Origin of the sequence: Wohlfahrtiimonas chitiniclastica DSM 18708 (assembly GCF_000375345.1) — a bacterium.
GTDB classification, from domain to species: Bacteria; Pseudomonadota; Gammaproteobacteria; order Cardiobacteriales; family Wohlfahrtiimonadaceae; genus Wohlfahrtiimonas; species Wohlfahrtiimonas chitiniclastica.
The window spans coordinates 131,667-157,888 of the sequence record NZ_AQXD01000003.1 but is presented as its reverse complement, the minus strand read 5'-3'; the positions used below and the strand labels follow the sequence as shown (position 1 = coordinate 157,888).

Sequence of the window (26,222 nt, the reverse complement as noted above, 5' to 3'; positions counted from 1 at the left end):
GCTTAAGCAGGGCCAAGCGGTAAACCTAAGCTGTAATAGATCAAAAATAAAATGCCCCAAGTGATGAGTAAAATGGTGGCATACGGCATCATGATGGATAAAAAGGTGCCGAACTTGAATTTCGGGTTGTATTGCGCAATCACGGCCAATACCATTGGCAAATAGGGATTGGTGGGAGAAATGACATTGGTGGTGGAGTCGCCAATTCTGTAGGCCATTTGAATGGCGGCAGGTTCAATGCCAAGGAGCACAAAGAGCGGAATGAACACAGGTGCCATCAACGACCATTGAGCAGAGCCACTGAAAATAATGAGGTTAATGAAGCCTGCGAGCACCATTAAAAGCGCGAGCATAAAGACATTGGGCACTGCAATGGCTGAGAGGATATTTGCGCCGCCAATGGCTAAATATAGGGAGAGATTCGTCCAATTGAACCAAGCGATGAATTGCGCCACAAAGAATACCAAAATGATGTAGCCGCCCACGTTTTTTAGGGATTGTGTCATTAAAATGGGCACATCATCTAACCGCGTGATCTTTTTCGCAAGGATGCCATAGACAATCGAGCAGCTGATGAAAAACGCCATAATGATGGGAATCATGCCACTTAAAAAAGGCGAGGGCACCAATCCACCATTACCATTACGAAACGGTGAATCTGAAGGTAAAATGGCTACGATTAAACCCACAATGAACAGCAACGCATAAATACCAGTGAATTTGACGGCACGTTTTTCAATGGGCGTCACTTGATAGTGATCAGTGGCTTGTTGAAGATGGGCAGCATCAATGTCATCTTTGGCAGAAAAACGCGGCTCGATGATTTTTTCAGTGATCCAAGTGCCTGTGATCATTAAAAATGGCACAGAAAGTAGCATGAAATACCAGTTCGCAGCTGGCGTGATCTCTTCGGTGGAAACAGTGACAAGCACTTCATTGGTCACACTCGACAGGAGCACATCTGTGCCTGCAATGAAAATATTGGCGGTAAAGCCTGCGGCGACCGCCACAAAGCCTGCACAAATTCCCACAATCGGATTGCGTTTTGTGGCCGCAAAAATGATGCCGGCTAAAGGTGGTACTAAGACAAAGGCCGCATCCGAGGCAAGATTGCCCACGATGCCCACAAAAAAGACCATCATGGTAATGAATCGCCTCGGTGCATTGAGGAGCAATGTTTTAATGGTGGCATCCGCTAAGCCCACTTCCTGCATGATGCCAACGGCGATCATCATCGAGAGCACCAAGCCTAAAGGCTTGAAGTTCACAAAGTTATTGACCGTTGATTGCAGCACATACACTAAGCCTTCATGGCTTAAAATGGTGCGAATGGGCACCACTTGATCATTGACGGGGTTAATTAAAGTGGGGTTAAAGAGGCTCATCACCCATGATGTGATGGCAATGAGGGCGCATAAGCCCACAAACAGATACAGAGGGTGCGGGATTTTATTGCCAAGGGTTTCAAGGCGATCAAACCAGCTGTTGGTGGAAAGTTGAGTCATAAAGGCTCCTTTAACAATCTATTGGGAGTGTGCAAAAATGAGCGCCACAAAATAGGCAGCGCCAAAGGGAATGATGTCATCATTAAAATCGTAATGGGCATTGTGAAGATCAACGCTGTGGGGCTTTTCTATGCCATTGCCAATAAAGCCATAGCAGCCCGGTCGATGATCTAAAAAATGGGCAAAATCCTCTGCTGTCATCATTGGCGTGATCTCTGTGAGGACATTTTCTGACCCCACAATGCTTGCAGCAGCCTCAATCGCGCGCTCTGTCTCTGCATCACTGTTATAAGTGACGGGATGATGAATGGGACCCAATTCAAGGGTGGCAGTCATGCCAAAGGCTTCTGCCATGTGTGTGACCAATGTGGTGAGTTTTTCAATTAAAGATTCGCGCACCGCTTTTGAGTGAGTGCGAAAGGTACCAGAGAGCTTTGCTTCATCACTGATGACATTATTGGTTTGCCCGGCATGAATCTGCGTGATGGAAACCACAAGCGGCTCTAAAGGATCAAACATGCGGCTCACTAAACCTTGAATGCCTTGGTAAATGTGTGTGGCCACCAATAGAGGGTCTTGCGCTTTATGAGGCAAGCCCGCATGGCCACTTTTACCGCGAACCGTGATGAACAAGCGATCAGAACTGGCCATGATGTTGTGGGTTTTAAAGGCAAATGTGCCAACAGGTAAACCCGGCCAATTGTGCAAAGCGTAGACTTCATCCACAGGATAGTGATCAAACACGCGCTCTTTGACCACCATGGTTTCCGCGCCGCCATGGCCTTCTTCGCCCGGTTGAAAAAAGAGCACCACGCGCCCGCTAAAATCATTGAACGTGGCTAGATAACGCGCCGCCATTAATAACATTGTGGTGTGACCATCGTGCCCGCAGCCATGCATGCAATGGTCGATGGTGGAGGCGTGGGCAAAGGTATTGCGTTCAGTCGTTGGTAAGGCATCCATATCCGCCCTTAAGCCAATCGATGGCCCTGGGCGATTGCCGTTGATCACAGCCACGACCCCTGTTTTGGCAAAGCTTGTGTTGATCTCTGTGATGCCATAACGCATGAGCTCCGAGACAATGAGGCGCTGGGTCTTGAACTCTTCAAAGCCAATTTCAGGGTGCATATGAATCGTTCGTCGGATTTTGATGGCATCAGGTTGCCATGCTTTTAACTGTTCCAAAATCATGGGGGTCCTCCTTAGGTATTTTATGGGATATTATTCTTGAAATTAGCAGATTTTATTGAGATAACCTACTGAAAAAAGGTGTTTTAATGAAAAATGCACAAAAAAATCCCAAAGCCGCAACTTTGGGATTGAGATTGATTCAGTGGATGATCTTAGAATTTAGGCGCAACGTGATGCGGATGTAATAAATTCTCTTCAGATAACAATTCATCGAGTTCAGCTTCAGTCATTAAACCGCGTTCAAGCACCACTTCTTTGATGCTTTTACCGGTCTGGGCACAGATTTTACCCACAATGTCACCTTCAGCATGACCAATGACAGGATTCAAATAGGTGATGATGCCGATGGAGTTGAGCACAAAATCACGGCAGCGATCGGTATTGACGGTGATGCCATCAATGCAACGATCACGCAAGTTGTGGCAGCCATTGTGCAATAAACTCATGGATTCATACATGGCTTGCACGATCACAGGTTCCATCACATTGAGCTGTAATTGTGCAGCATCAGCGGCGAGGGAAACGGTGACATCATTGCCCATCACTTTAAAGCATAACTGATTGATCACTTCTGGCAAGACAGGATTGACTTTTGCAGGCATGATGGAGCTGCCAGCTTGCAATTCAGGAAGGTTGATCTCTTTGAGTGCCGTGCGTGGGCCTGACGTCAGTAAGCGTAAATCGTTACAGATTTTGCCTAAACGGATGGCGCAGCGCTTGAGTCCTGCATGCAAGGTGACCAAGTCTGAGCAATCGTATGTGGCGGAAAATAGATCTTCTGCGCTGCGGCAAGGTTTACCCACCAATTCAGATAAGTGTTTGACCACTGTTTCTGGGTAATTTGCAGGTGTATTGATGCCTGAGCCAATGGCGGTTGCCCCTAGGTTAAAGGTCAATAAATCATCGGCGGCGATGGATAGGGCTTTGATTTCTGCGTTGAGCATCGCCGCAAAGGCATTGAACTCTTGGCCAACGCTCATTGGTACAGCATCTTGCAATTGTGTGCGACCCATTTTTAATACATCTTGATGCTCTGCGGCTTTAATCGCTAAGCCATCTCTTAAATAAGCAAGGGCAGTGAGTAAGCTCTGCATTTTTTCATAAAAGCCAAGGCGCAGGGCAGAAGGATAAGCATCATTGGTGGATTGGGAGAGGTTGACATCATTGTTTGGATTGATGATGTCATAGCGACCTTTCGCTTCCCCTAACACTTCAAGGGCAAGATTGGCGATCACTTCGTTCGCATTCATGTTTGATGAGGTGCCCGCGCCCCCTTGAAACACATCAATGGGGAACTGATCTAAACAGCGCCCTTCATTTAAGATTAAATCACATGCAGTGACAATCGCATCGGCTTTGTGTGGCTCAATGACGCGCAATGTTTTGTTCGCGAGCGCCACCGCTTTTTTCGTGAGCGCTAAGCCACGCACGATTTCTGGCATATCGCTGATGGTTTGATTGGAGATGTTAAAGTTCTCCATCGCCCGTTGTGTATGCACGCCGTAGTAGCACTCATCTGATATTTCTTTGCTGCCTAATAGATCGACTTCTGTACGCATGTCTTCCCCTTTATGATGGATGATTTGTGTGGATAAAATTTCAGCGCTCATTATTGTAAGCCCTTTAATTTTATTGTCATCTGGAAAAAATGCGAAGTTGCAAAACCACTACAAATAATACATATAATCAGCATTGCTTTTTTGGGCATTTTGCGCGAGCATCTCTAAAGTAATGCCTTGTAATGTGCTCACAATGGCTTGATCAAGGGGCGCATAAATGAGTTCTTCAAGCGTATTTTCAATGGTGGGGGCGATCTCTTCGACAGTGGCATCATTTTTGGCAAATAATGCAGGTTCAACGCAGCTTAAAACGTCGTACAATGTTAAGGCGCTTGGCACATCAGTTAAAAAGTAACCGCCTTGTGAGCCCTTAATGGCAGAGACAACGTTGCCTTGCTTGAGTTGAGAGAAGACGCGCTCTAAATAGATTTTTGAGATGTTAAGTTCCGTTGCAATTTCTAACACCGTCATGGTGGCTTTTGAGTCATATAATGTGGCCATTTTGATGACGGAGGCTAACGCATAACGTGATTTTATTTTGCAGACAGTTTCATAAGATCCCCTAAAGATTATTCGATTGACAATCGAGCTGATGATTTGGTAAATTAGTATACATACAAAGCATATATTAAAAGTATGTTTGATCAGATGCAAGTAAAATTTTATAGCGAGGCAATAGTGATGGCAAGAATTTATGACAGTGTAACGGAGTTGATTGGTCATACCCCTTTATTGAAATTGAATCGTTTTTCTAAGGCGCAAGGGCTCGCGACTCCCATTTTAGCAAAATTAGAATATTTAAATCCGGCCGGCAGCATTAAAGATCGCGTGGCGCGCGCGATGATCGAAACGGCAGAAGCTGCGGGCATTTTAAAAGAAGGTTCTGTCATCATTGAGCCGACAAGCGGCAATACAGGCATTGGTTTAGCTTCTGTGGCCTCTGCAAAAGGGTATCGCATCATTTTAACGATGCCGGAAACCATGAGCATTGAGCGCCGCAATCTATTGCAAGCTTATGGTGCAGAGTTGATCCTCACTGAAGGCAGCAAAGGGATGAAAGGGGCGATTGCGAAAGCCGATGAATTGGCACAAACCATTGAAAATGGCGTGATTCTCGGGCAATTTGTCAATCCTGCGAACCCTCAAGCGCATGTGGACACCACAGGCCCAGAGATTTGGGAAGACACCGAAGGCAAAGTGGACATTGTGGTGGCAGGCGTTGGCACAGGCGGCACCATCTCTGGGATTGGTCGTTATTTGAAAGCGAAAAATCCAGCCATTGAGATCATCGCGATGGAACCGGAATCCTCACCAATGTTGTCAAAAGGCAGCGCAGGCCCACATAAAATCCAAGGCATTGGCGCGGGATTTGTGCCAGAAACATTGGACACAAAAATTTATGATGAAGTGGTTACGGTTTCTGACAGCGATGCTTTTGTGATGGCGCCTTTAGTGGCCGCGAATGAAGGTTTATTGATTGGCATTTCAGCCAGTGCCGCCGTCAAAGCCGCCGTTGAGATTGCCAAACGCCCCGGCAATGAGCATAAAAACATTGTGGTGATTTTGCCAGACAGCGGAGAGAAATATCTCTCAACGCCGCTTTTTGAACGCAAATAAGCGATTGTATTTAGCATGAAAGCCCGATCATCTTCGGGCTTTTTTTATGGCAATCATTTATGGAGGGTGATTGACAAGGGGGCAAATCTTCTGTTACTTTATTAGATCTTAACTAAACATATATATAAAGTATGTAATAAAATGATGATGGATGCCTTGCAACATGTTTTACCTTTAGTGCTCAGTGCATTATGGGTGACTTTAAAAATCTCAGCCTTGGGCATTGTGATTGCCTTGGCATTGGGCTTAGTGGTGAGCCTTGTGATCTTTTTGCGTGTGCCAATCTTGCATGCGCTTGGCAATGGTTATGTGGCCTTTTTCCGCAATACGCCGCTGTTGCTGCATCTATTTTTTCTCTATTTTGGTTTGCCGCGCGCCTTTGGCATTTTATTGAGTTTTGAAACCACTGCATTATTGGGCTTATCCCTATTAGGCGGCGCTTATATGGCAGAAGCTTTTAAAAGTGGTTTATCCGCCATTGCACCGATTCAGTTAGATGCGGCAAAAGCCTTGGGATTGAATCGCTGGCAATTGGTGCGCTATGTATTGGTGCCGCAAGCTTTATCCTATTCTGTGCCAGCGCTTGGCGCGAATGCCATCTTTTTGTTTAAAGAAACCTCCGTATTCACCGCAATTGCAGGGACAGACATCACCACGGTGCTCATCAATCAAATCAGCAGTGTTGGGCATACGGATCTTAATTTAACGCTGCTTGTGTTGTCTTATATGGTGGTGATCATTCCGATGGCAATGCTCCTCCATATCATTGAAAAGAGGGTGCGCCATGCAGAATTTGGGGCTTGATGTTTTAGATTGGATCACCTTTAAGCGCTTAGCGGTGGGGCTTTATTACACGCTAGAAGTGGCTGTGATCGCGATTGTTTTAAGCGTGGTTTTGGGCATTGTCTTTGGCTGGCTCAGGACTTTAAACAATTGCCCATTGAATTGGGTATTTAAAGGCTATTTAGAGATTGTGCGCATTCTACCCACGTTGGTGATTTTGTATGTGCTCTATTACATTTTGCCAAGCGTATTGCATGTGGACATCAATGGGCGCGTGGTGGGCATCATTGCCTTCACTTTTTGGGGCGCTGCTGAAATGAGCGACATCATTCGCAGTAGCCTCATCTCCATTCCAAAACATCAGCGTGATTCAGGTTTGGCATTGGGCTTAAATCAGCGCGAACTCTTTTGGTATGTATTGCTGCCCCAAGCGCTGGTGCGCGCATTGCCGGCTGCTTTGAATTTAGCGGCGCGCATCATCATGACCACATCATTGTTGGTGCTCATCGGCGTGCAAGACATCACGAAAGTGGGTAAAGAGATCATCGAATACGCCACCATGATGAATAATCCCATGGCGCCTTTTTGGATTTATGGCGTCATTTTGCTCACTTTTTTCTTGATCTGCTATCCGTTGTCACGTTTAGCTGCTCGTTTAGCCCGCACAACGCATGAAGGATGATATGACTCAGCTCTCGATACATAATTTGCATAAAACCTTTGGGGATCGCGCCATTTTAAAAGGTGTGGATTTAAGCGTGACGCAAGGCGAAGTGGTGGTGATTTTAGGGCCATCGGGCTGCGGCAAATCTACATTATTGCGTTGCATTAATGGATTAGAAGCGATTGATTCAGGTGAGATCATCTTTAAAGATCAGCGGCTCGATGCAAAAACTGATTGGACAAAAGTGCGCCAAGCCATTGGCATGGTGTTTCAAAGTTATGATCTGTTTCCGAACATGACAGTTTTAGAGAACATTCTCCTTGGGCCTTTGAAGGTGCAAAAGCGCAATCGCGCAGAAGTGATGGCAGAAGTGGATCAATTGCTGACCAAAGTGGGGCTCATTGATCGCAAAGGTGCCTATCCGCGTCAATTATCTGGCGGGCAAAAGCAGCGCATTGCCATTGTACGTGCTTTAGCGATGCGCCCAGAATTGATGTTGTTTGATGAAGTGACCGCCTCCCTTGATCCTGAAATGGTGAGGGAAGTGTTGGAAGTGATGCAAAATTTAGCCACCGATGGCATGACGATGTTGATCGTCACCCATGAGCTCAATTTTGCCCGTAAAGTTGCCGATCGCATTGTGTTTATGGATCAAGGCAACATTGTAGAAACGGCTGCGCCTGAGAAGTTTTTCTCATCACCCAAAAGTGATCGCGCCCGTCAATTTTTAAACGTCTTTGATTTTTAAATATAATTTATGAGGAGAACACCATGAAACATCGTCACCATAAAGCTGCATTGTTATTGGCAGGCGCTGCCTTTTTATCCAATTATGCTGTGGCAGAAGACAACAGTTTACAAGCTGTTAAAGATCGCGGAGAGCTTCGCGTGGCAGTATTCAGTGATAAACCGCCCTTTGGTTATGTGGATCGCGAAGGGCAATCCCAAGGTTATGACATTGAGCTCGCTAAAGCATTGGGCAAGGCACTCTTTGGCACCGATGGTAAAGTGACATTTGTGCTCACAGAGGCACAAAGCCGCATCAATGTGCTAGATGCCAACAAAGTGGATGTGACGCTTGCGAACTTTACGGTGACACCTGAACGCAGCACGCAAGTGGATTTTGGTCATCCTTATATGAAAACAGCCATTGGCATTGTGTCCCCTAAAAATTCGCCAGTGACGGATGTTGCGGCATTAGATGGCAATGTACTCATCGTGAATAAGGGCACCACATCAGAAAGTTATTTCACCCAGCATCACCCAAAAGTGACATTGCAAAAGTATGATCACAACTCAGAGGCCTTTGCTGCCCTTAAAGATGGCCGCGCAAAAGCATTGGCGCATGATAATACTTTGCTGTATGCATGGGCGAAAAACAACCCTGAATTTGATGTCTCCATCCAAGTGATTGGCAATGAAGATGTGATTGCACCTGCGGTGAAAAAGGGCAACACAGCATTGTTAAATTGGATCAACGATGAGATCAAAACCCTACAGAGCCAAGAATTTTTCCATCAAGCATATGACAAAACCATGAAGCCTTTTTATGGCGATAACATCAACCCTGACAACATCGTCATTGATGCGAGCAACCAATAATTTTTTGCTTGAACCATTCGATACAAATCCCTAGTTTGCCCAATTGTCGTGATTGGGCTTTTTTTTACATGCGATATTTATGGGCGCGCATATGGTTACGGACGGGAAAGGAGAGGGAGCGAAATTGTTCTTGGTACCAAATGGTCATTTCGCGGCAAAAGCTTTTGATTTTCTCATCTTGCCATAATTTTTTTAAATCTGCTTTGGATAAACGGTGCTTAGCACTCTCTTGATACTTTGAAACGTACACGCGGCCGGTGTAGGGATCGAGCTTTGGCCACGGCTGCTTAGGATTTTTATAATAACCAAAGGGCACAGATGGGTAAGAATTCGCTTCATCACGGGTAAAGAGCCATAACCCCATACAGAGGAACGATTGCTGTGTATCGATGGCTCTGAGCATTCGGCTCTCGCCAAGTAGCGAGATAAATTCTTGGTTTTGTGGTTTTTCAGTGGGCGATTGTCTTGGGTCATTGTCATCGTATTTGCCGGAGAGCCACAAGGCAATGCTTAAGCGTTCACTGTATTCATCATGGCCAATCAGGCCGAGATCGTAATGAATTTCTGCCAGTGTGATGAGCGTATTTTCCATCGTTGTCCCTAATTGATTAATGATTAAAATTTGATATAGGTCAAGGTTTCGCAATCCTAACGCAATTGATCAAAATAAACAATTTAAATCATGAAGAAATTAGAGTTTTTCTTTGGGCATTTCTTATAATGGACGCTGCAATCGGTTATGTGGGTTAAATGATTTTGAAACAATATGATGTGGTGATCATCGGTGCAGGCGCTTCTGGCCTGATGACAGCGTTTATGGCGGCGCAGCGTGGGCGCTCTGTGTTGGTGCTTGAGAAAGCGAATAAAGTGGGCAAAAAGATTCTGATGTCTGGCGGTGGAAAATGTAACTTCACCAATTTGTATGTGACGCCAGAGAACTATCTCTCACACAATCCGCACTTTGCCGTTTCGGCATTGGCGCGCTATACGCAGTGGGATTTTTTGGGTTTGATCAATGATCATGGCATTGCCTATGAAGAGCGCAAACATGGGCAGTTATTCACGTTAGAGGGCGCTAAACAGATTTTAGCGATGCTCCTAAGAGAGTGCGAAAAAACGCGTAATGTCACCATTGAAACCCATGCCGAGGTGACAAACGTCACGCATCAAAACGGTGGCTTTGTGGTGCAATCAAGCATTGGCAATGTGCAGGCAGAATCTTTGGTGGTGGCTTCAGGCGGTTTATCGATCCCAACGCTCGGCGGCTCTGGCATTGGCTATGAGATTGCCAAGCAATTTGGGCACACGGTATTGCCGCGCCGTGCAGGCTTGGTACCCTTTACATTTTCTGATGGCTTTAAAGCATTGACCAGCCGTTTAAGTGGTACAGCGGTGGATGTGGTGCTCAGCAATCAGCGGGCAAGCTTTGCAGAGGCATTACTGTTCACGCATCGTGGATTGAGTGGGCCTGCGGCCTTGCAACTCTCAAACTATTGGCAAGATGGTGAACCCTTCACGATTGATCTATTGCCAAGCATTGATGCGGTTGATTGGCTATTGTCCATTAAACGCACGCACCCTAAATCTGTCTTGAGAACGCAATTGACGGAACATTTACCAAAAAGTGTAGTGCTTGAGTTGCAAGCGCTCATCTGGGCAACGGCGCGTGATGAGCCTTTAGGGCAATGGAGTGATGAGCGCTTAAGAAGACTTGGGCAGCAATTGCAAGCTTTTGAGGTGAGACCTGCAGGCACAGAAGGCTATCGCACGGCAGAAGTGACGTTAGGCGGCGTGGATACGACAGAAGTCTCTTCAAAAACCATGGAGAGCAATCATCAAAAAGGGCTCTATTTTATTGGCGAAGTGCTCGATGTCACTGGGCACTTAGGCGGCTTTAATTTCCAATGGGCATGGGCTTCAGCGCATGCGGCCGCAGGATATGTTTGATGTTTTTAATGATGTAAGGAAAGAGTGAAACATGTTGTTATCAATGATGAAATCAAAAATTCACCGCGCCACCGTCACAGAAGCGAATCTTAATTATGTGGGCAGCATTACCATCGATGGTCAATTGCTCGATGCGGCGAATATTTTAGAAGGTGAGAAAGTTCAGGTGGTCAATGTCAATAATGGTGCCCGTTTAGAAACGTATACCATTCGCGGAGAAGCGGGATCTGGCGTCATCTGTTTAAATGGCCCGGCGGCGCGTTATGCACAAGTCGATGATGTGGTGATCATCATTGCTTATGCCCTTGTGACGCCTGAGGAAGCGAAAACATTGCAGCAACAAGTGGTGTTTGTGGATCATGACAATCGCATTGATGATGTTGCCCATCAAGAAATCCACGGGCAGACGCATCCGGTATAAGTTGCAATTGTCCACAATAAACGCTATAAATGAGGCAGATTTCACTGGGGGTGTCCACGCTGTGGGCTGAGATTAAGGCAAATGTGCTTTTAAACCCTTTGGACCTGATCTGGCTCATACCAGCGTAGGGAAGTATATCCGAACGACTCGATGAGCCTTGTTTCCACTGGGAAGCGGGGCTTTTTTATTGTCTAAAAATCATCGTTCATATTTCATTACGTTGCCAGACTCTCGTCATTTTTGTTTTGACAATTAGATTATGGAGAGTTTCATGACAACAACCACCAAAATTGAGATTAAATCGAGTTTTCCGCGCAGTCAAAAAGTGTATGTGGAAGGCTCTCGCCCAGACATTCGTGTGCCAATGCGCGAAATCACGCTCGATCCAACCTTAGATACGAAAGGGCAAATCATCGAGGAAAATGCACCCTTTCGTGTGTATGACACCAGTGGTCCTTATACAGATGCCAATTATACAGTGGATTTAACGCAAGGTTTACCGGCACTGCGTCGCAATTGGATTTTAGAGCGCGGTGATGTTGAAGAGTATGATGGCCGCGAGATCAAAGCGGTGGACAATGGTTATAAAGACATTAATGATCCTCGTAACTTTGAAGGCTCATTTCCGGGCTTAAAACGCAAACCTTTACGCGCAAAAGCGGGTAAAAATGTGACGCAAATGCATTATGCGCGCCAAGGCATCATCACGCCTGAAATGGAGTTCATTGCGATCCGTGAAGGCATGACGCCAGAGTTTGTGCGTGATGAGGTGGCAGCAGGGCGCGGCATCATTCCAAATAACATCAACCATCCTGAATCTGAGCCGATGATCATCGGTAAAAACTTCCATGTCAAGATCAATGCCAACATCGGGAACTCTGCAGTGACTTCTTCCATTGAAGAAGAAGTGGAAAAAATGACGTGGGCAACGCGCTGGGGTGCAGATAACGTGATGGATTTATCCACAGGCAAAGACATCCACAAAACCCGTGAATGGATCATTCGTAACTCGGCTGTGCCGATTGGTACAGTGCCAATTTATCAAGCCCTTGAAAAAGTTAACGGCATTGCTGAAGATTTAAACTGGGAAGTGTTCCGCGATACATTGATCGAGCAGGCAGAGCAAGGCGTGGATTATTTTACGATTCATGCGGGCGTTTTATTGCGCTACATTCCAATGACGGCAAAACGCGTCACTGGCATTGTTTCCCGCGGGGGTTCGATCATGGCACAGTGGTGCTTAGCGCATCATAAAGAGAACTTCATTTATGAGCATTTTGAAGAGATTTGCGAGATCATGAAGCAATATGACATCGCCTTTTCATTAGGGGATGGCTTGCGCCCAGGTTCGATTGCCGATGCGAACGATGAAGCACAATTTGCAGAGTTGATGACATTAGGCGAGCTCACCAAAATTGCATGGAAACACGATGTGCAAACCATGATTGAAGGTCCGGGACATGTGCCCATGCACAAAATCAAAGAGAACATGGAGATGCAAGAGAAGTATTGTGATGATGCGCCATTTTATACCCTTGGCCCACTGACCACAGACATTGCACCGGGTTATGATCACATTACCTCAGCCATTGGCGCGGCAATGATTGGTTGGTATGGCACAGCAATGCTGTGCTACGTCACGCCAAAAGAGCATTTAGGCTTGCCAAATCGTGAAGATGTGCGCGTGGGCGTGATCACTTATAAATTGGCAGCGCATGCGGCTGACTTAGCCAAAGGTCACCCAAATGCACAAGACCGTGACAATGCACTTTCTAAAGCGCGCTTTGAGTTCCGTTGGGAAGATCAGTTTAATTTAGGCTTAGACCCTGAAAGAGCTCGTGAATATCATGATGAAACATTGCCGGCAGCCGGTGCGAAAGTGGCACATTTCTGCTCAATGTGCGGCCCTAAATTCTGTAGCATGAAAATCTCTCAAGACATTCGCTTAAAAGATCAAGATGGCACTTTTGCCAAAGAGGCGATTGAAGAGGGCATGAAAGAGAAATCAAAAGAGTTCTTAGACAATGACAGCCAAATCTACAGCTAAAGATTGATCATAAAAAAGCGCCCGAAATGGGCGCTTTTTTGTTGCCATCAACGCTGTTTTGCCTCGTTTGCAAGGCGCTCGATCACGTAATTGATCTTTTGGCGAATGTCGCGTTCTGCCGCTTCACACAAAGCTTCTTGGCTCATGAATTGGCCATTGGTGTAACCTTTGATGTGCGCTGGCACATTGCCACTGTATTGTACGCGGGTTTGCTGATTGCGCAGCGTCGTGCCCACTGTTTGTTGATCATTGACGAGCCCGCGGCTTTCAATGGTGGCACGAATGGTAAAGGCTTGTGCGCGGCTTGTGGTGGTGCGGTTGTAACGCCACTCTTTGCCAGCTTGATCCACATAGCTTTCGATCTGATTGTCTTGGTTATTTTGCTGATCTTGATAATCCATCGTGTAATTAATGGTGATCATCCAATCGGGATTCGCGCCATACGTAAAACCTTCGCCTTTGACGGTGTTTTGAATCATCTGCCCCAATTGATCCGAGACGCGATTGCCATAAAAACCACATTGTGCATTGCCAGAATAAGCATTGATGCGGTAATTGTAACGCACAGTGCCTAAATTACGATATTGATTGGCTAAGCCTTGGCTGCCTTGATAGTCGCCATAAGGTTGATAGATGTCGGCAGCTTCTTGATAGGCTTTGGCCATTTGGCGGTAACCGGCTTTTTTGCCATAGCTCGATTGCTCGATGGATTTTGCTTGCATGATGGCTTGATCTGCACGGGCTTTGCGCCATTTTTGGTCATTGGTGCGAAATCGCTGCGATGCATCCTTATAATTGCCATGGGCTTGATAAGCGTTAAGCGCCTCTTTAAAAGCTTCGCTTGCCGCTTGATGATTTTGCTCGCGCTCAAGCATCACACCGCGTTCGTAGGCGCTTTTTGCCACGGATTGATCATAAGACAATTGATATTTTTCAGCGAGCTTTTGCATGTTTTTATAGTTCGCCAATGCCGCGCCGCGCCCGTACACTTGGGCACGTTTTTGATCCGCCGCTTGATCATTCCCGGTGATGGATTGACCCCAATCATAATAGAGTTTAGCCAATTGGTTTTTAAGCTCATTTGTCTGGTAGCGTTCAGTAAAGCTTGCAAATTCTGTGCGATAAAAACCTTGCTCAAGGAGCGTGCGTGCTTTGAGCAACAGCTCTAAACGGCGCGTTTGCTGCTCAAAGGAGATTTGTGGCATTGCCTCAATCTGCTCGATGGATTGATTAACAAGTGTCACCCAGCGCTGTTTTGTGCTTGCAGAAGGATAAGATTGGCGCTGATTGAGATCTTTTGTGATGGCCTCAATTGAGCCAATATAATTGCGTTGTTTAAAGAGGGCTTCGGCATCGTTAGAGGCACAGCCTGCCACAATTAAAGCCGCTAAAATTGGCGTGCATAACGCTTTTAAAGTGCGTTGTGTCGAAGTGTTCATTCATCACCTCACATTGCATGAAATATCGGGCGCACATTTTATGTTATTTTTTGGGGATGAGAAATCTTTTTATGCAAAATCCACAAAAAAAAAGAGCAACTGAGTTGCTCTAATTAAATGATTTATGGGCACTTTGTGTTGATGAATTCCATTGTATGCTCACCTCGGCGGCATTTATAAGCATGCTCAACGCCCATCACCGCCCAACCTTGTTCGCTTTTATTGACAAAGTAGGTGTTTTGCGTGGCTTCAATCGCATCATCTGGCAGATTGCTTTCTGTTAGGGTGATGATGGCTTCGGTGGGGTTTTCCACGGCATTGATGCTTTGAGTCAGATTTAGGCTAGAAAGCTCAGCTTTCTCATGAATCGGATCGAGACTGAATACTGCCAACAGTGGTGTCGGTGCATAGCTCACTGCAATGGGTGCAAGGTTTTTGTCTTGATAAGCAATGTCCTCTGCAATGGCGTGGGTAAAGAGGCTCGATAAGCAAAGGGTGATCAACAACTGTTTTTTCATGGCAACTCCTGATGGCTCAGTCAATACAATATTGAAATGAATATGCTATAGTGAATACATATAATATTACTGTTTTATTTAATAAAATACATAATATTATATTTTAACTGTTTTCTTGTAAGTATAGATTGATATCGAACAATCCGATAATAATAAGGAGCTCGCATGAAAAAATTAGTTTTATTGACCGCTGTACTTTCTGTTGTGGGTTTAGGCATGGCCAATGCTGAAACCGCTAAAGTGAAACCGAATAAACCGTTGTTTGAATGGACGTGTGCTGACTTTTTAGAAGTGAAAACCGATTATCGCCCTGTGGCGGTTGCTGTTGTGGACATGCTCAATAAACAGGGCAAAATTGAAGATGCCATTTTAGATTTAGAAGGCATTGAAAACATCTCTTCACAAGTGCGTACAGTGTGCGAGAGCGATCCGGATGTGCCTTTTGCTTTGACCTTAAAAGAGATTGCAGATTCCCAAGCAATCATGGCAGAGCGTCAAGCAAAAGAAGCAGCGCAAGCCCCTGCAAAATAATGGATCATTCTTAAATGCATGATGCCACACCTTCATCAGTCATTGATGAAGGTGTTTTTGTCTGTGCATCAAGAGGATGTTTTAAGGTGCTATACTCAAAGCATTGGCATTGACTTTATCAAAGGTGATTGTATGAAAAAATTTTCCCATCGTTTAGTGGCCACCGCACTTTTAGCGGCGAGTTTAACGGCAACTTTTTCCCATGCTTGTACGCGCGCAGTGTTTTTAGGTGACAATGATCGCGTCATCACCGGTCGATCCATGGATTGGAAAGTGGATGTGGGCACCAATTTATGGATTTTGCCCAAAGGCATTCATCAACACGGGGGCGCAGGCCCGAACTCGATTGAGTGGACATCGAAATATGGCAGCGTGATTGCCTCAGGTTTTGACATTGCCACCACGGATGGCGTCAATGAAAAGGGTTTGGTGGCCAATATGTTGTGGCTTGTGGAGTCTGAATATCCAACGCCCACAGACGATAAAAAATTGCTCTCCATTTCCGCTTGGGCACAATATGTGCTCGATAACTTTGCCACAGTTGAAGAAGCCGTCAATGCATTGGCAAAAGAGGAATTCATTGTGGTGACGGACAATGTGCCCGGTGAAGATCGTAAAGCCACTTTGCATCTCTCCATTTCAGATGCTACGGGCGACAGCGCCATCATTGAATACATTGAGGGCAAACAAGTGATTCATCACAATCGTGATTATCAAGTGATGACCAACTCTCCAACTTTTGAGAAACAATTGGCGCTCAACACTTATTGGCAGCAAATTGGCGGTACAGTGATGTTGCCGGGCACCAATCGTGCGGCGGATCGCTTTGCGCGTGCATCGTTTTACATCAATGCCATTCCCAAAGATCAAGACATGCGCACATCGGTTGCGAGCGTCTTTAGCGTGATCCGCAATGTCTCTGTGCCTTATGGCTTGAATACAGAAAATGAGCCGAACATCTCATCGACCCGTTGGCGCTCTGTGGTGGATCAAAAATCATTGGTGTATTTCTTTGAATCAGCCTTAACGCCAAACACATTTTGGGTGGATTTAAAGCAAGTGGATTTCAGTGAAGCAACCGGGAAAGTCAAAAAGTTGGATTTAGGAAAAAATCAAATGAACATCTTCTCAGGCGATGCCACGGGCGAGTTTAAAGATGCTAAACTTTTCAAATTTTTAGGCATCAATGAAGGACTCAAGCAGCATGATTAAACAGTGGTTATGCATTGCATTATGCAGTGTGAGCATTGCGGCGGCGGACATTAACATTCCGCCCGCTGCACTCAATGAGATCGCAGGTAAAATCTATCGCAACGAAACAGGTGGCAAGCGCGAAAATTTAGTGGTTTGGAACAATGGAGAGAATTTTCCATCCCTTGGCATTGGGCATTTCATTTGGTACAAATACAATGAACCTGAGCGCTTTGAAGAGAGTTTTCCTGCGCTTGTGACGTTTTATAAAACTAAAAACATCGAGTTGCCGTGGCTGTTGCGCATGTATCGTTATGCGCCGTGGAAAACGCAAGCCGAGTTTTTAAGTGCCAAACACAATGATCCTGCTTTTAAAGATTTAGAAAACTTTTTGTACAACACGCAAGCGGTACAAATTGAGTTCATTGCGGAGCGTCTTAATGCATCATTGCCCAAAATTTTAGCGGCAACTTCGCAAAAAAAACGGGTTAAAGAGAATTTTAATCGCCTATTGAATACGCCAAGCGGCTTATATGCGCTCATTGATTACATCAATTTTAAAGGTGAAGGCATCAATCAAAATGAGCGTTATCAAGGGCAAGGCTGGGGATTGTTGCAAGTGTTGGAAACCATGGACCCTAACGTTGCCCAAAAAGATTTGATGCAGAGCTTTAGAACGGCGGCGAAAACGGTCATGAGTAACCGCGTGAAAAATGCCCCAAAAGAGCGCAATGAAGAAAGATGGTTGGCCGGTTGGCACAATCGAATTGATACATATCAATGATTCTACTGTATAATTTCTGAATTATTCAGTATAACGATTTTGCATGGATCATCACACTTCTACTTTTTGTACGCAAATTGCGCCCATTTGGCGCATGATTCAGCAGCATTCGCGCATTGTGATGACAATGGTGATGCTGCCGATGATTATTTTTGGGTACGGTTTGCCGTATCTATTGACCATTAACCTGCCAAAAAGTGCGCGGGTTGATGTAATTCAGGAGCGTCCGCGCGCTTTAATGCAAGTGGACATGAGCCGATTTTTTGGTTTAACGGGCGCGCTTCGCATGCTGCATGGGCATGATTTAGAGATTGCTCACAACACTTTAGATAATATCCAATATCGCCACTCATTGCGCCGCACAAAGCGCCAAATCATGACGCGATATTTGGTCAATAATTATGGCATTGATGAGAAAAATGCGCGCATTTTAGTGCGCAGTGCGCAAAAAGCTGCATGGGCAAATCAGCTTGACTTAGAGTTTTTGCTCGCCATCATTTTTGTAGAATCCACCTATAATCCCGCTGCGAAAAGCAATAAAGGCGCCATTGGGCTCATGCAAGTGACGCCAAAGTGGCATTTAGATAAAATCAGCCAATATGGCGATGTGGATGTGTTGTATGACATTCCAACAAACATTGAGATCGGCACGGCGATTTTGGTGGAATACCTTAAAAAAGAGGGCAACATTCGGGCGGCACTCCATCGTTACAATGGCAGCAAAGATGATGCCACCTTTAAATATTCAAATCGTGTATTTGATAAGTATGTCGCTCTTAAAAAACGCACTTATTTAGAGAATGTGCGTTTATTTCTCAATTTTGACATTGTGAAGTCGATGGATGCGTGTGCAATTGGCGATAGCGATCTGGTGTTGTGCCAGAGAGTGCCTGAAACATTGCGATGAAACTCGACGCTGAACGATAGCCCACTTTAAAGGCGATCTCTTCAATGGTTTCGCCTTGTTCAAGCAAGGCGGTGCCATGAATAAAGCGCAGCCTTTGGCACCATTCATTAAAACTCATGCCAAGCTCCTTTTGAAAGTGGCGCGCGAGCGTGCGCTCGGTGCTAAAGACTTTGTGCGCCCACTCTTTTAAGGTCAAACGATTGTCGGGCGCTTGCTCTAAAGTCGTTAAAATGGGCTTTAAGAGGCGGTGCTCTGAGGTGGGTAAATAAGTGTGCCCAATCATTGCACCTTGCAATTCATCAATCAAAACTTGGGCTTTGCGCTGATCTTGCGGTGTGATGGGCATCTGTATTTTGGCATCAAAATAGTGATCGACAATGCCAAGCGCAATGTCGCTGAATTTTAATAGGGAAGGGTGATCGGTTAAAAAAGCCGAGGCATGCATGGAAAGATTGATGGCGCGAAAGCGCGTGGGTTGATGGCTGTGGCATGCGTGCGTACAGGCCGGCGGAATCCAAATGGCAAAGCCAGGCGGTGCAATGAAACGCTCACCCTCAACTTCTAAGGTGATGACGCCACATTTAACAAAAATGATCTGCCCCCAATTGTGCTCATGGGGGAGATATTCACTCGCTTCATTGATCTCTTCATCTGCAAGGGCGATGAGTTGATCGGTGTGAAATTCGGTGGGACGCATGCAAAGTTGTTTCATATTTTAATGGATTGTCAGAAAAGTGGATCAAGATGTCTGATTACCATTATATACTTTATATCTGACAATCTATACTCTCAGACCCCGAATGAATGGAGGAAACTATGAATTGGGCTGCAATGCTGTATCCATTAGTTGCGGTAATGATCTGGGCGATGAATGCGGTCGTCAATAAATTGTCTGCGGGTGTGATTGAACCTGCGGCCATCTCTTTTTATCGTTGGGTGTTGGCTTTTTTAATTCTGACACCTTTTTGTATTGTGGGCACATGGCGCAACTGGCAACAGTTAAAGCCATTGCTATGGAAGTTCGCGGTGCTGGGTTTTCTTGGCATGGCGGTGTATCAGTGCTTAGCGTATTACGCGGCGTACACCATTTCCGCCACGATGATTGGGATATTCCTTTCCTTGACACCACTACTCACCATCATTTTGAGTTTACTTATCCTACGTACGCCATTGACTGTCGGATTGTTGGTGGGTAGTGGGTTGTCTTTTTTTGGAATTACATGGTTAATCAGCGGGGGCAATCCTGCGATTTTACTGGACATCGGCATTGGTAAAGGTGAATTGATGATGCTGATTGCCGCCTCTGCTTATGCGCTCTATGGCGTATTGACCATGAAGTGGAAGATTCAAGCGCAAGTTTCAACATGGCAATCTCTCTATTGGCAGGTGATTTTTGGTGTGTTGATTTTAGTGCCGTTGTTTGCGATGACGGACAATGTTGCCATCACGCGTGAGAATGTGAATTTGATTTTATTTGCAGGCATTCCGGCATCGATTATTGCACCATTTTTATGGTTACAAGGTGTGGCGCGTTTAGGTGCGAGCAAAACATCGCTCTTTATGAACTTATCGCCGCTCTTTACAGCGATCATTTCGATTCTGTTTTTGCATGAAAACCTTGAACCTTATCACATCATTGGCGGGGCGATCTGTTTGATCGGTGTGATCATTGCCCAGCGCGTCAATAAAGTGGTGAGCTTAGAAACACTGCGTAAGCGCGCAAATAAAAAAGCTTTTGAGTAACTCAAAAGCTTTCTAAAACATCAGTCACTGAGGAACTTATGCAATCGGCGCATCCGCAACATTGCAATGAGGATACTCAGTGGCTTTTTCTTTTTTGATTTTAAATGGTGCGATCACTAAGATGGCGATCAACAATAAACCTAAGTAACCGATCAATGGGTAGAAGTACGCCACTAAACCTGTAAAGCCCGCGAAGCTTGCCACAAAGCCCACCAAACCTGTAGCCCCTGCAAACATGTAAGAGCGCTTCGTTTGCATGGTGGTAAAGCGCGCCACAAATGCATAGTACATGGCAACGCCTGTGTTGTAGATCATGCCGAATAACACAATCGTCATCATGATGCCCAACGTTGGGGATAAATCTTGGATGATTTTCAATAATGGTAAGCCCACATCTTTGACATCATGGATGTTTAAGAAGATGGCGTAATGAGCCACCACAATCAATGCACCGATCAATAAGCCACCGATTAAACCGCCCCATGTGGCAATTTTTTCGTTCTTTTCACTGCCACCCATCACAAGTGCCATACCCGCACCCACCGCCACGTTAAAGGAAACGTAGTTAATGGCAGCGATGAACCAGTTTGGCAATGAACTTTTCACGGAGGTTGCCACAGGCTCTAACTCTTCAATGGTGGCGTGATGTGTAAATAAGCTATACACGCAGATGATGGCAAGCGCGATGATTAAAAATGGTGTGATCGCACCAATCAATGCAATCACGCGGTTGATTGGCAATAGAACCGTTGAAACCACCATGATGGTCATCAATAAGCTGCCTAACCATGCTGGCACGTCATATTGTTGATTGAGCATGCTGCCTGCACCAGCGACCATCACAACGCCCACACCAAAGAGTGTGAAGATGATGATGTAATCCACTGCTGTACCTAAGAATTTGCCGCTTAATTTGTAGATGGCTTCATCATGCGAGGCTGTTTGTAAGCGGCTGCCCATTTTCATGAGCATCATGCCCAAATAGGCAAATAAACCTGTAGAGACGGCGGCACCAAATGTGCCCCAGGTGCCAAAGCTTGTAAAATATTGCAAGATCTCTTGGCCAGATGCGAAGCCCGCACCGACGATCACGCCCACAAAGGCGAACGCCATTTGTATAATCTTAAACATGAAACTCTCCTCCAGTCGAATGATACAACCATTTATTATTTTGGTAGTTATTTTGTAGATATTTAAAGCACATTTTTTTGTTCATCACAAATTTGCTGAGCTTTTCAAGCATCAATGCACCATAAATAACCAGTATGCAACATACAATACAATGGATTTTTGAATTAATCTAGGGCTGAAACGATAATTTTGTAATCTTTTTGTAGATCAATATTGATAAATAGATCAATGTATTTAGCGCTGTTTATGCAGTGAATAACGCTAAAACATTTTGATTTTGATGGAAAAATTCACAGTGCCAGATAAAAAAGTACAAAAGGCAAAATATTCTCAAGCAAGCCTTGAATTTTGTAAAAATTTATAGGAATAATGAGGATCGATTTGAGATCGAGTTAATAATTAATGAATTACGATTAGGAAAAATACAGTATGTCAGCAAGCAGCGAAACGACCATGGGCGCCCCCTCAGCGCGTCCGTTAAATAAAGAAGATTATAAAACATTGAGCTTAGCATCTCTTGGCGGAACTCTGGAATTCTATGATTTCGTCATCTATGCGCTCTATATTGAAACCGTGGTCAAAAAGCTGTTCCTGCCGGCTGATCTGCTGGGCACCGTTTGGGGAGATGTATATGCGTGGGGCGGTTTTGCCGCCGGTTACATCGCGCGTCCGATTGGCGGGATCATCATGGCGCATTTTGGGGACATTTTGGGTCGTAAGAAAATGTTTACGTTAAGCGTTGCAATGATGGCATTGCCAACATTTGTCATCGGTGTGATGCCAACGTATGAAAACATTGGTTTGTTGGCACCTGTGATTTTGATTTTAATGCGCATGTTCCAAGGCGCGGCAATCGGTGGTGAAATGCCGGGTGCTTGGGTTTTCATTGCAGAACACACGCCGAAAAACCGTTATGGTTTGGGCATTGGCGTATTGACAAGTGGCATCACAGGCGGGATTTTACTCGGCTTTTTAATGTCCATTTTGATCGATGTTGTCTACACGCGTGAAGAAATTTTAGATTACGCATGGCGCATTCCATTCATCGTGGGTGGCTTATTTGGTGTGTTGTCTGTCTATTTACGCCGTTATTTATCTGAAACGCCGATTTTCCAAGAGATGGCAGAGCGCAAAGAGTTATCTAAAGAGATTCCTGTGGTCACCGTGATGAAAAAGCACAAATGGGCGTGCATCATTGTGGCATTGCTCACCTGGTCATTGTCCACAACAGTGATGGTGGGGATTTTGATGACACCTGTGAAAATTTTGGGCGGCATGTATCAATTGCCACCGATTGATGCGCGCATTACAGGTTGCATCATGGCCTTGATGCTGACATTCGGTTGTATTTTGTTTGGTTATCTAGAAGATGTGGTAAAAACTCGTGCAGTTTCCATCATCGCATGGGGTGGATTGGCGATCTCATCATTTTGGTTTTACAATCTATTATCAGAGCAACCCACCATTGAAATGATCTACATTGGTGCGGGGATTATGGGCTTATTCACAGGGGCAATTGCCATTACGCCAATCATTGCAACGCGTGCATTCCCTGCAAAAATCCGTTATTCAGGTTTATCCTTCTCTTATAACTTAGCCTATGCAGCTTTCAGTGCTATTACGCCAGCCTTGACGATTTGGTTATTGGGTCAAACAGCATTAGGTGCGGCTTGGTACATTGGTTTTGTAGCGATCGTGGGCATTGTGGTGGCATTTTTACCCTTGGCCTATAAAGGCTATCAAGAGTAATGACCTAACCTAAACATAATGAAAGCGGCTTTGGCCGCTTTTTTTATGCTCAAAAACAGTGGGTTGAGTGTTGCATGTAACTTTTTTTGATGTGAGCCCCAAAACTTTGGTAAGTTAATTTAATCGATCAAACACACAAATAACACCGATCGAGTACCGAAGGAATGGAGGAAACATGAGTCGTTTATATTTACCGACAACGCATACCATGCGTTGTTTTCAGGTGTCGGCTAAGCATTTGAGTTTTACGCTAGCGGCAGAGGAGCTGAATCTGACGCAAAGCGCCATCAGTAAGCAAGTGGCGCTGTTAGAGAGTAGTTTACAGGTGCAATTATTTGTTCGTCATCGCCAAAAGCTTGAGTTGTCACCGGCGGGCAGCACCTATTTATCCCATGTGAATTCAATTTTAAGAAAAATTGAGGAAACCTCAAAAGAGATGCTCTCTTATGGCGTTTTTGAAGAGGTGATCCGCATTGCATCGCATCCATCATTGTGTGCTGCGTGGCTTGTCAAAGCGTTAAAGGGATTTACAGCCCATTATGGTGATGTGCAACTCTCATTTTATGAACAAGTGATTCCGTATGATCCCTCGGATGTGGATGCCGATGTGGCATTTGTCTATGGCTATGGCGGCTGGCATGGCATGGAAGCGGTGGAGCTTTTTGATGAAGAGATGGTGCCTGTGTGTCATCCGGATGTATTGGCAAATAATGCAGGACAAGAGGAGATCGACATCTATTTTAAAACACGCCTCATTGAGTGTCGCTCCCGTTTAAATACGTGGGATCAATTCTTTGAGCGCTTTAATCAGATTTATCCCAATGGTTATCGATCACTGTTATTTGAACGTTGGTCATCATGCATCAGCGCGGCAAAAACAGGATGCGGCATTGCTTTGGTGCCCAAAATTTTGGTGCAACCTGATTTAGATGCAGGGTCATTAGTGGCAGCTTCAAGCCACCGTTTGACGGGGTTAGGCTCATATTACATGGCTTATTTAAAGAGCCATTCAGCCGAGCCAAAAGTCAAAATGGTGCGCGATTGGGTGCTCAATTATTTGGGTAAGCCCAGCGAATTGGCTAAAATTTAAAGACTTTTTTAAGAAAAAAACTCATCACCTCATTGCTAAATTTCGTTTTTCTTTATGGGGAGGGCTCGTCATACTAAAGCTCTATCCCATAAGGAAAAAGCCCTATGCATGAAACGAGAATGCCGCGCACAGGTGGTGAAATATTGGTGGATCAGCTGCTGATTCAAGGCATCAAGCAGGGCTTTTATGTGCCAAGTCAGAATGATGATGCGCTGTTGATGCCATTACAGGCTGCCATTGAGCTCATCACTGCTTGGCAAACGGACGCAGCCTTAATGATGGCAGAAGCCTATGGGAAACTCGCCAGTCATCCTGGCATTGCCTTTGTGATGAGTCATGATGGGATGTTAGATGTCATCAATGGGTTTCACATCGCGATGCAAGCGGCCACGCCTATGATTGTATTTGTCAAAACACGCACCCATGAGCAAGGCTTAACTGTATTGAACGATGTCTATCCTGCCGTTAAATGGGCTGCCATCATCGATGAAGCTAGGTTAATGCCTGCCATCATTGGGCGCGCATTTCATCAAGCATCTTCCGGGCGCTGCGGGCCTGTGGTGGTGATGTTGCCCGAGAATGTACTCACTGAATGCGCCTGCATTCCCGATGGCATTCCGATTGCCCCTGTAACAATTGCCCCCTCTATGAATGATTTGGCGCAATTTGAACAGATGCTCAATTTTGCTCGCAATCCCATTTTAATTTTATGTGGCAGCCAATGGCATGAAAACGCAGTGGCGCGTATTGAGCAATTTGCCGCGCGCTATGCTCTATCCACTGCAGTGGAAGGGCATCACTCGGTGCTGTTTGACACCACGCATGAAGCATTCATTGGTGAAGTGGGGCTTGATCATCCAGCCTTAATGGCGCGCATTGATCATGCCGATTTGGTGATCATATGTGGTGGCACCCTGCATGATGCGTGGCTCAATGCGCCGGTGCCTTTACAAACCTTGATTCACATTCATCCGGACATCAATGCGCTCAATGCTGTGTATCATGCAGATTTAGCCATCAATGCAACGCCAGAAGCCTTCACACAGGCATTGCTGGGCATCCGTTTATACAACAATTGGCTCGACATTTTACAAAAAGATCGTGCCGATTATGATGCGTGGCAGTGCAATCGAACAGAAGATCATGATGATGTTTCCATGGATCGCTGGATGCAAGCATTCAATACAGTATTGCCAGATGATGCCATCATCACTCATGGTCAAGGTGCGTATGTGGCTGCATTGCACCGCTTTTATCATTTTAAACATCCGGGCACACATGTTGCCCCAGCCTTAAAAACAACAGGTTATGGCATCGCTGCGGCAATGGCAGCTAAAGCATTGCATCCGACGCGCACTGTTGTGTGCTTGATGGATGATCATGAATGCTCAGTGTCATCAGAAGCATTATTGAGTGCTCAAAATCATGCTCTTGGAATTGTGATCATTGTATGTGGGCAGATGTCTGTGAATGCGGCATATGTTTGTCATACGATGGATGAATTTTTCGCCGCTTCGGCAGCTGCCATTGAACGGGCAGCGCGTGGTACACCTGTGATCCTCCATTGTCTATTCACAGATGATGCCAGAATGCCGCTGCATACACTCACCGATGGATGCAACTTAATACAAAAGGAGGTGATGAGCTCATTATCCCAATGATAAGCGTTCCCCTTCGCTTATGATTGTCTCTGTTTTAGACGTTGTGATGACGTGTTGCCGAGGTGAATGCCTCGGCTTTTTTTGTTCATCATCTTGATAATAAGTACAAAAAAAGGCCCAATCGAAATTGGGCAAAAGGGGT

25 protein-coding genes and 1 riboswitch are annotated in these 26,222 nt (G+C 45.4%); of the genes, 16 read left to right on the top strand and 9 right to left on the bottom strand.

Annotated elements, in window-relative coordinates; translation table 11 throughout:
- Positions 1-2 precede the first annotated feature (2 nt).
- The 4 genes from B143_RS0107315 to B143_RS10040 all read right to left on the bottom strand — a co-directional run bounded on the left by B143_RS0107315 (position 3) and on the right by B143_RS10040 (position 4,792).
- Complete coding sequence (locus tag B143_RS0107315) at positions 3-1,505, bottom strand: AbgT family transporter (RefSeq protein WP_018122778.1); 1,503 nt, start codon at positions 1,503-1,505, stop codon at positions 3-5.
- Positions 1,506-1,523: 18 nt separating this feature from the next.
- Positions 1,524-2,696, bottom strand: coding sequence for an amidohydrolase (locus tag B143_RS0107310; protein WP_018122777.1), 1,173 nt, complete (start codon positions 2,694-2,696; stop codon positions 1,524-1,526).
- Between the two features lie 152 nt (positions 2,697-2,848).
- Entirely contained in the window at positions 2,849-4,306 is a 1,458-nt protein-coding gene (gene aspA, locus B143_RS0107305) for an aspartate ammonia-lyase (RefSeq protein ID WP_018122776.1), read from the bottom strand.
- Between the two features lie 57 nt (positions 4,307-4,363).
- Entirely contained in the window at positions 4,364-4,792 is a 429-nt protein-coding gene (locus B143_RS10040) for an RrF2 family transcriptional regulator (RefSeq protein WP_026165764.1), read from the bottom strand.
- A 144-nt stretch (positions 4,793-4,936) separates the two neighbouring features.
- Between B143_RS10040 and cysK the strand changes: the two genes are divergently transcribed.
- The 5 genes from cysK (at position 4,937) to B143_RS0107275 (ending at position 8,921) form a co-directional block, all read left to right on the top strand.
- Positions 4,937-5,872: a cysteine synthase A gene (cysK, locus tag B143_RS0107295; RefSeq protein ID WP_018122774.1), complete on the top strand. Its 936-nt coding sequence runs from the start codon at positions 4,937-4,939 to the stop codon at positions 5,870-5,872.
- A 141-nt stretch (positions 5,873-6,013) separates the two neighbouring features.
- Complete coding sequence (locus B143_RS0107290; RefSeq protein WP_018122773.1) at positions 6,014-6,676, top strand: ABC transporter permease subunit; 663 nt, start codon at positions 6,014-6,016, stop codon at positions 6,674-6,676.
- The gene (locus B143_RS0107285; RefSeq protein WP_018122772.1) at positions 6,657-7,337 is read left to right on the top strand and encodes an amino acid ABC transporter permease; all 681 of its coding nucleotides are present in this window, start codon (positions 6,657-6,659) and stop codon (positions 7,335-7,337) included. Before B143_RS0107290 ends, B143_RS0107285 begins: the two co-directional genes overlap by 20 nt.
- Position 7,338: 1 nt before the next feature.
- Entirely contained in the window at positions 7,339-8,067 is a 729-nt protein-coding gene (locus tag B143_RS0107280) for an amino acid ABC transporter ATP-binding protein (RefSeq protein WP_018122771.1), read from the top strand.
- 23 nt (positions 8,068-8,090) lie between these two features.
- Positions 8,091-8,921 (top strand): transporter substrate-binding domain-containing protein, encoded by an 831-nt coding sequence (locus B143_RS0107275; protein WP_018122770.1) that lies wholly within the window; start codon positions 8,091-8,093, stop codon positions 8,919-8,921.
- A 64-nt stretch (positions 8,922-8,985) separates the two neighbouring features.
- Here the strand turns inward: B143_RS0107275 and B143_RS0107270 are convergent, their stop codons facing one another.
- Entirely contained in the window at positions 8,986-9,513 is a 528-nt protein-coding gene (locus B143_RS0107270) for a hypothetical protein (protein ID WP_018122769.1), read from the bottom strand.
- Between the two features lie 158 nt (positions 9,514-9,671).
- On the opposite strand from B143_RS0107270, the gene B143_RS0107265 reads away from it, so the two are divergent.
- The 3 genes from B143_RS0107265 to thiC all read left to right on the top strand — a co-directional run bounded on the left by B143_RS0107265 (position 9,672) and on the right by thiC (position 13,336).
- Positions 9,672-10,868, top strand: coding sequence for a BaiN/RdsA family NAD(P)/FAD-dependent oxidoreductase (locus B143_RS0107265; RefSeq protein ID WP_018122768.1), 1,197 nt, complete (start codon positions 9,672-9,674; stop codon positions 10,866-10,868).
- A 31-nt stretch (positions 10,869-10,899) separates the two neighbouring features.
- Positions 10,900-11,289 carry an aspartate 1-decarboxylase gene (gene panD, locus B143_RS0107260; protein ID WP_018122767.1) on the top strand — a complete coding sequence of 130 codons (390 nt, stop codon included), beginning with the start codon at positions 10,900-10,902 and terminating at the stop codon, positions 11,287-11,289.
- A gap of 36 nt (positions 11,290-11,325) precedes the next feature.
- Positions 11,326-11,437: riboswitch (TPP riboswitch) on the top strand.
- Positions 11,438-11,560: 123 nt separating this feature from the next.
- Complete coding sequence (gene thiC, locus B143_RS0107255) at positions 11,561-13,336, top strand: phosphomethylpyrimidine synthase ThiC (RefSeq protein ID WP_008315498.1); 1,776 nt, start codon at positions 11,561-11,563, stop codon at positions 13,334-13,336.
- Positions 13,337-13,383: 47 nt separating this feature from the next.
- Here the strand turns inward: thiC and B143_RS0107250 are convergent, their stop codons facing one another.
- Positions 13,384-14,775 carry a hypothetical protein gene (locus B143_RS0107250; protein ID WP_018122766.1) on the bottom strand — a complete coding sequence of 464 codons (1,392 nt, stop codon included), beginning with the start codon at positions 14,773-14,775 and terminating at the stop codon, positions 13,384-13,386.
- 122 nt (positions 14,776-14,897) lie between these two features.
- Positions 14,898-15,293 carry a hypothetical protein gene (locus B143_RS0107245; protein ID WP_018122765.1) on the bottom strand — a complete coding sequence of 132 codons (396 nt, stop codon included), beginning with the start codon at positions 15,291-15,293 and terminating at the stop codon, positions 14,898-14,900.
- 165 nt (positions 15,294-15,458) lie between these two features.
- Here B143_RS0107245 and hdeA point away from each other — a divergent pair, with 165 nt between their 5' ends.
- The 4 genes from hdeA to B143_RS0107225 all read left to right on the top strand — a co-directional run bounded on the left by hdeA (position 15,459) and on the right by B143_RS0107225 (position 18,706).
- Positions 15,459-15,824, top strand: a complete 366-nt coding sequence (gene hdeA / locus B143_RS0107240) for an acid-activated periplasmic chaperone HdeA (protein WP_018122764.1) — start codon at positions 15,459-15,461, stop codon at positions 15,822-15,824.
- A gap of 132 nt (positions 15,825-15,956) precedes the next feature.
- Positions 15,957-17,036, top strand: coding sequence for a linear amide C-N hydrolase (locus B143_RS0107235; protein ID WP_026165762.1), 1,080 nt, complete (start codon positions 15,957-15,959; stop codon positions 17,034-17,036).
- Positions 17,029-17,799, top strand: a complete 771-nt coding sequence (locus tag B143_RS0107230) for a hypothetical protein (RefSeq protein ID WP_018122762.1) — start codon at positions 17,029-17,031, stop codon at positions 17,797-17,799. The genes B143_RS0107235 and B143_RS0107230 overlap by 8 nt, the downstream gene beginning before the upstream one ends.
- Before the next feature lie 43 nt (positions 17,800-17,842).
- Positions 17,843-18,706 (top strand): lytic transglycosylase domain-containing protein, encoded by an 864-nt coding sequence (locus B143_RS0107225; protein ID WP_018122761.1) that lies wholly within the window; start codon positions 17,843-17,845, stop codon positions 18,704-18,706.
- Here B143_RS0107225 and B143_RS09745 read toward each other — a convergent pair.
- Positions 18,615-19,403, bottom strand: a complete 789-nt coding sequence (locus B143_RS09745; RefSeq protein WP_018122760.1) for an AraC family transcriptional regulator — start codon at positions 19,401-19,403, stop codon at positions 18,615-18,617. The genes B143_RS0107225 and B143_RS09745 overlap by 92 nt on opposite strands.
- Positions 19,404-19,522: 119 nt before the next feature.
- Between B143_RS09745 and B143_RS0107215 the strand changes: the two genes are divergently transcribed.
- On the top strand, positions 19,523-20,449 hold the full coding sequence (locus B143_RS0107215) for a DMT family transporter (RefSeq protein ID WP_018122759.1): 927 nt from the start codon (positions 19,523-19,525) through the stop codon (positions 20,447-20,449).
- Positions 20,450-20,485: 36 nt separating this feature from the next.
- On the opposite strand, the gene B143_RS0107210 is transcribed toward B143_RS0107215, so the two are convergent.
- Positions 20,486-21,580 carry a YkvI family membrane protein gene (locus B143_RS0107210; protein ID WP_018122758.1) on the bottom strand — a complete coding sequence of 365 codons (1,095 nt, stop codon included), beginning with the start codon at positions 21,578-21,580 and terminating at the stop codon, positions 20,486-20,488.
- Between the two features lie 429 nt (positions 21,581-22,009).
- Here B143_RS0107210 and B143_RS0107195 point away from each other — a divergent pair, with 429 nt between their 5' ends.
- The 3 genes from B143_RS0107195 to B143_RS0107185 all read left to right on the top strand — a co-directional run bounded on the left by B143_RS0107195 (position 22,010) and on the right by B143_RS0107185 (position 26,080).
- Entirely contained in the window at positions 22,010-23,329 is a 1,320-nt protein-coding gene (locus tag B143_RS0107195) for an MFS transporter (protein ID WP_018122757.1), read from the top strand.
- A 175-nt stretch (positions 23,330-23,504) separates the two neighbouring features.
- On the top strand, positions 23,505-24,419 hold the full coding sequence (locus B143_RS0107190; protein ID WP_008315482.1) for a LysR substrate-binding domain-containing protein: 915 nt from the start codon (positions 23,505-23,507) through the stop codon (positions 24,417-24,419).
- 104 nt (positions 24,420-24,523) lie between these two features.
- Positions 24,524-26,080, top strand: a complete 1,557-nt coding sequence (locus B143_RS0107185) for a thiamine pyrophosphate-binding protein (protein WP_018122756.1) — start codon at positions 24,524-24,526, stop codon at positions 26,078-26,080.
- Positions 26,081-26,222: the final 142 nt, after the last annotated feature.

Bases quoted from the DNA above. Each gene is read 5' to 3' on its own strand.
- B143_RS0107230 (WP_018122762.1), top strand. From the start codon at position 17,029: ATGATTAAACAGTGGTTATGCATTGCATTATGCAGTGTGAGCATTGCG.
- B143_RS0107270 (WP_018122769.1), bottom strand. From the start codon at position 9,513: ATGGAAAATACGCTCATCACACTGGCAGAAATTCATTACGATCTCGGC.
- aspA (WP_018122776.1), bottom strand. From the start codon at position 4,306: ATGAGCGCTGAAATTTTATCCACACAAATCATCCATCATAAAGGGGAA.
- B143_RS0107190 (WP_008315482.1), top strand. From the start codon at position 23,505: ATGAGTCGTTTATATTTACCGACAACGCATACCATGCGTTGTTTTCAG.
- B143_RS0107185 (WP_018122756.1), top strand. From the start codon at position 24,524: ATGCATGAAACGAGAATGCCGCGCACAGGTGGTGAAATATTGGTGGAT.
- panD (WP_018122767.1), top strand. From the start codon at position 10,900: ATGTTGTTATCAATGATGAAATCAAAAATTCACCGCGCCACCGTCACA.
- B143_RS0107225 (WP_018122761.1), top strand. From the start codon at position 17,843: ATGGATCATCACACTTCTACTTTTTGTACGCAAATTGCGCCCATTTGG.
- B143_RS0107265 (WP_018122768.1), top strand. From the start codon at position 9,672: ATGATTTTGAAACAATATGATGTGGTGATCATCGGTGCAGGCGCTTCT.
- B143_RS0107215 (WP_018122759.1), top strand. From the start codon at position 19,523: ATGAATTGGGCTGCAATGCTGTATCCATTAGTTGCGGTAATGATCTGG.
- B143_RS0107235 (WP_026165762.1), top strand. From the start codon at position 15,957: ATGAAAAAATTTTCCCATCGTTTAGTGGCCACCGCACTTTTAGCGGCG.
- B143_RS0107280 (WP_018122771.1), top strand. From the start codon at position 7,339: ATGACTCAGCTCTCGATACATAATTTGCATAAAACCTTTGGGGATCGC.
- thiC (WP_008315498.1), top strand. From the start codon at position 11,561: ATGACAACAACCACCAAAATTGAGATTAAATCGAGTTTTCCGCGCAGT.
- B143_RS0107250 (WP_018122766.1), bottom strand. From the start codon at position 14,775: ATGAACACTTCGACACAACGCACTTTAAAAGCGTTATGCACGCCAATT.
- B143_RS0107285 (WP_018122772.1), top strand. From the start codon at position 6,657: ATGCAGAATTTGGGGCTTGATGTTTTAGATTGGATCACCTTTAAGCGC.
- B143_RS0107275 (WP_018122770.1), top strand. From the start codon at position 8,091: ATGAAACATCGTCACCATAAAGCTGCATTGTTATTGGCAGGCGCTGCC.
- B143_RS0107245 (WP_018122765.1), bottom strand. From the start codon at position 15,293: ATGAAAAAACAGTTGTTGATCACCCTTTGCTTATCGAGCCTCTTTACC.
- B143_RS0107210 (WP_018122758.1), bottom strand. From the start codon at position 21,580: ATGTTTAAGATTATACAAATGGCGTTCGCCTTTGTGGGCGTGATCGTC.
- B143_RS0107290 (WP_018122773.1), top strand. From the start codon at position 6,014: ATGATGATGGATGCCTTGCAACATGTTTTACCTTTAGTGCTCAGTGCA.
- B143_RS0107310 (WP_018122777.1), bottom strand. From the start codon at position 2,696: ATGATTTTGGAACAGTTAAAAGCATGGCAACCTGATGCCATCAAAATC.
- B143_RS0107315 (WP_018122778.1), bottom strand. From the start codon at position 1,505: ATGACTCAACTTTCCACCAACAGCTGGTTTGATCGCCTTGAAACCCTT.
- B143_RS09745 (WP_018122760.1), bottom strand. From the start codon at position 19,403: ATGCGTCCCACCGAATTTCACACCGATCAACTCATCGCCCTTGCAGAT.
- cysK (WP_018122774.1), top strand. From the start codon at position 4,937: ATGGCAAGAATTTATGACAGTGTAACGGAGTTGATTGGTCATACCCCT.
- B143_RS0107195 (WP_018122757.1), top strand. From the start codon at position 22,010: ATGTCAGCAAGCAGCGAAACGACCATGGGCGCCCCCTCAGCGCGTCCG.
- hdeA (WP_018122764.1), top strand. From the start codon at position 15,459: ATGAAAAAATTAGTTTTATTGACCGCTGTACTTTCTGTTGTGGGTTTA.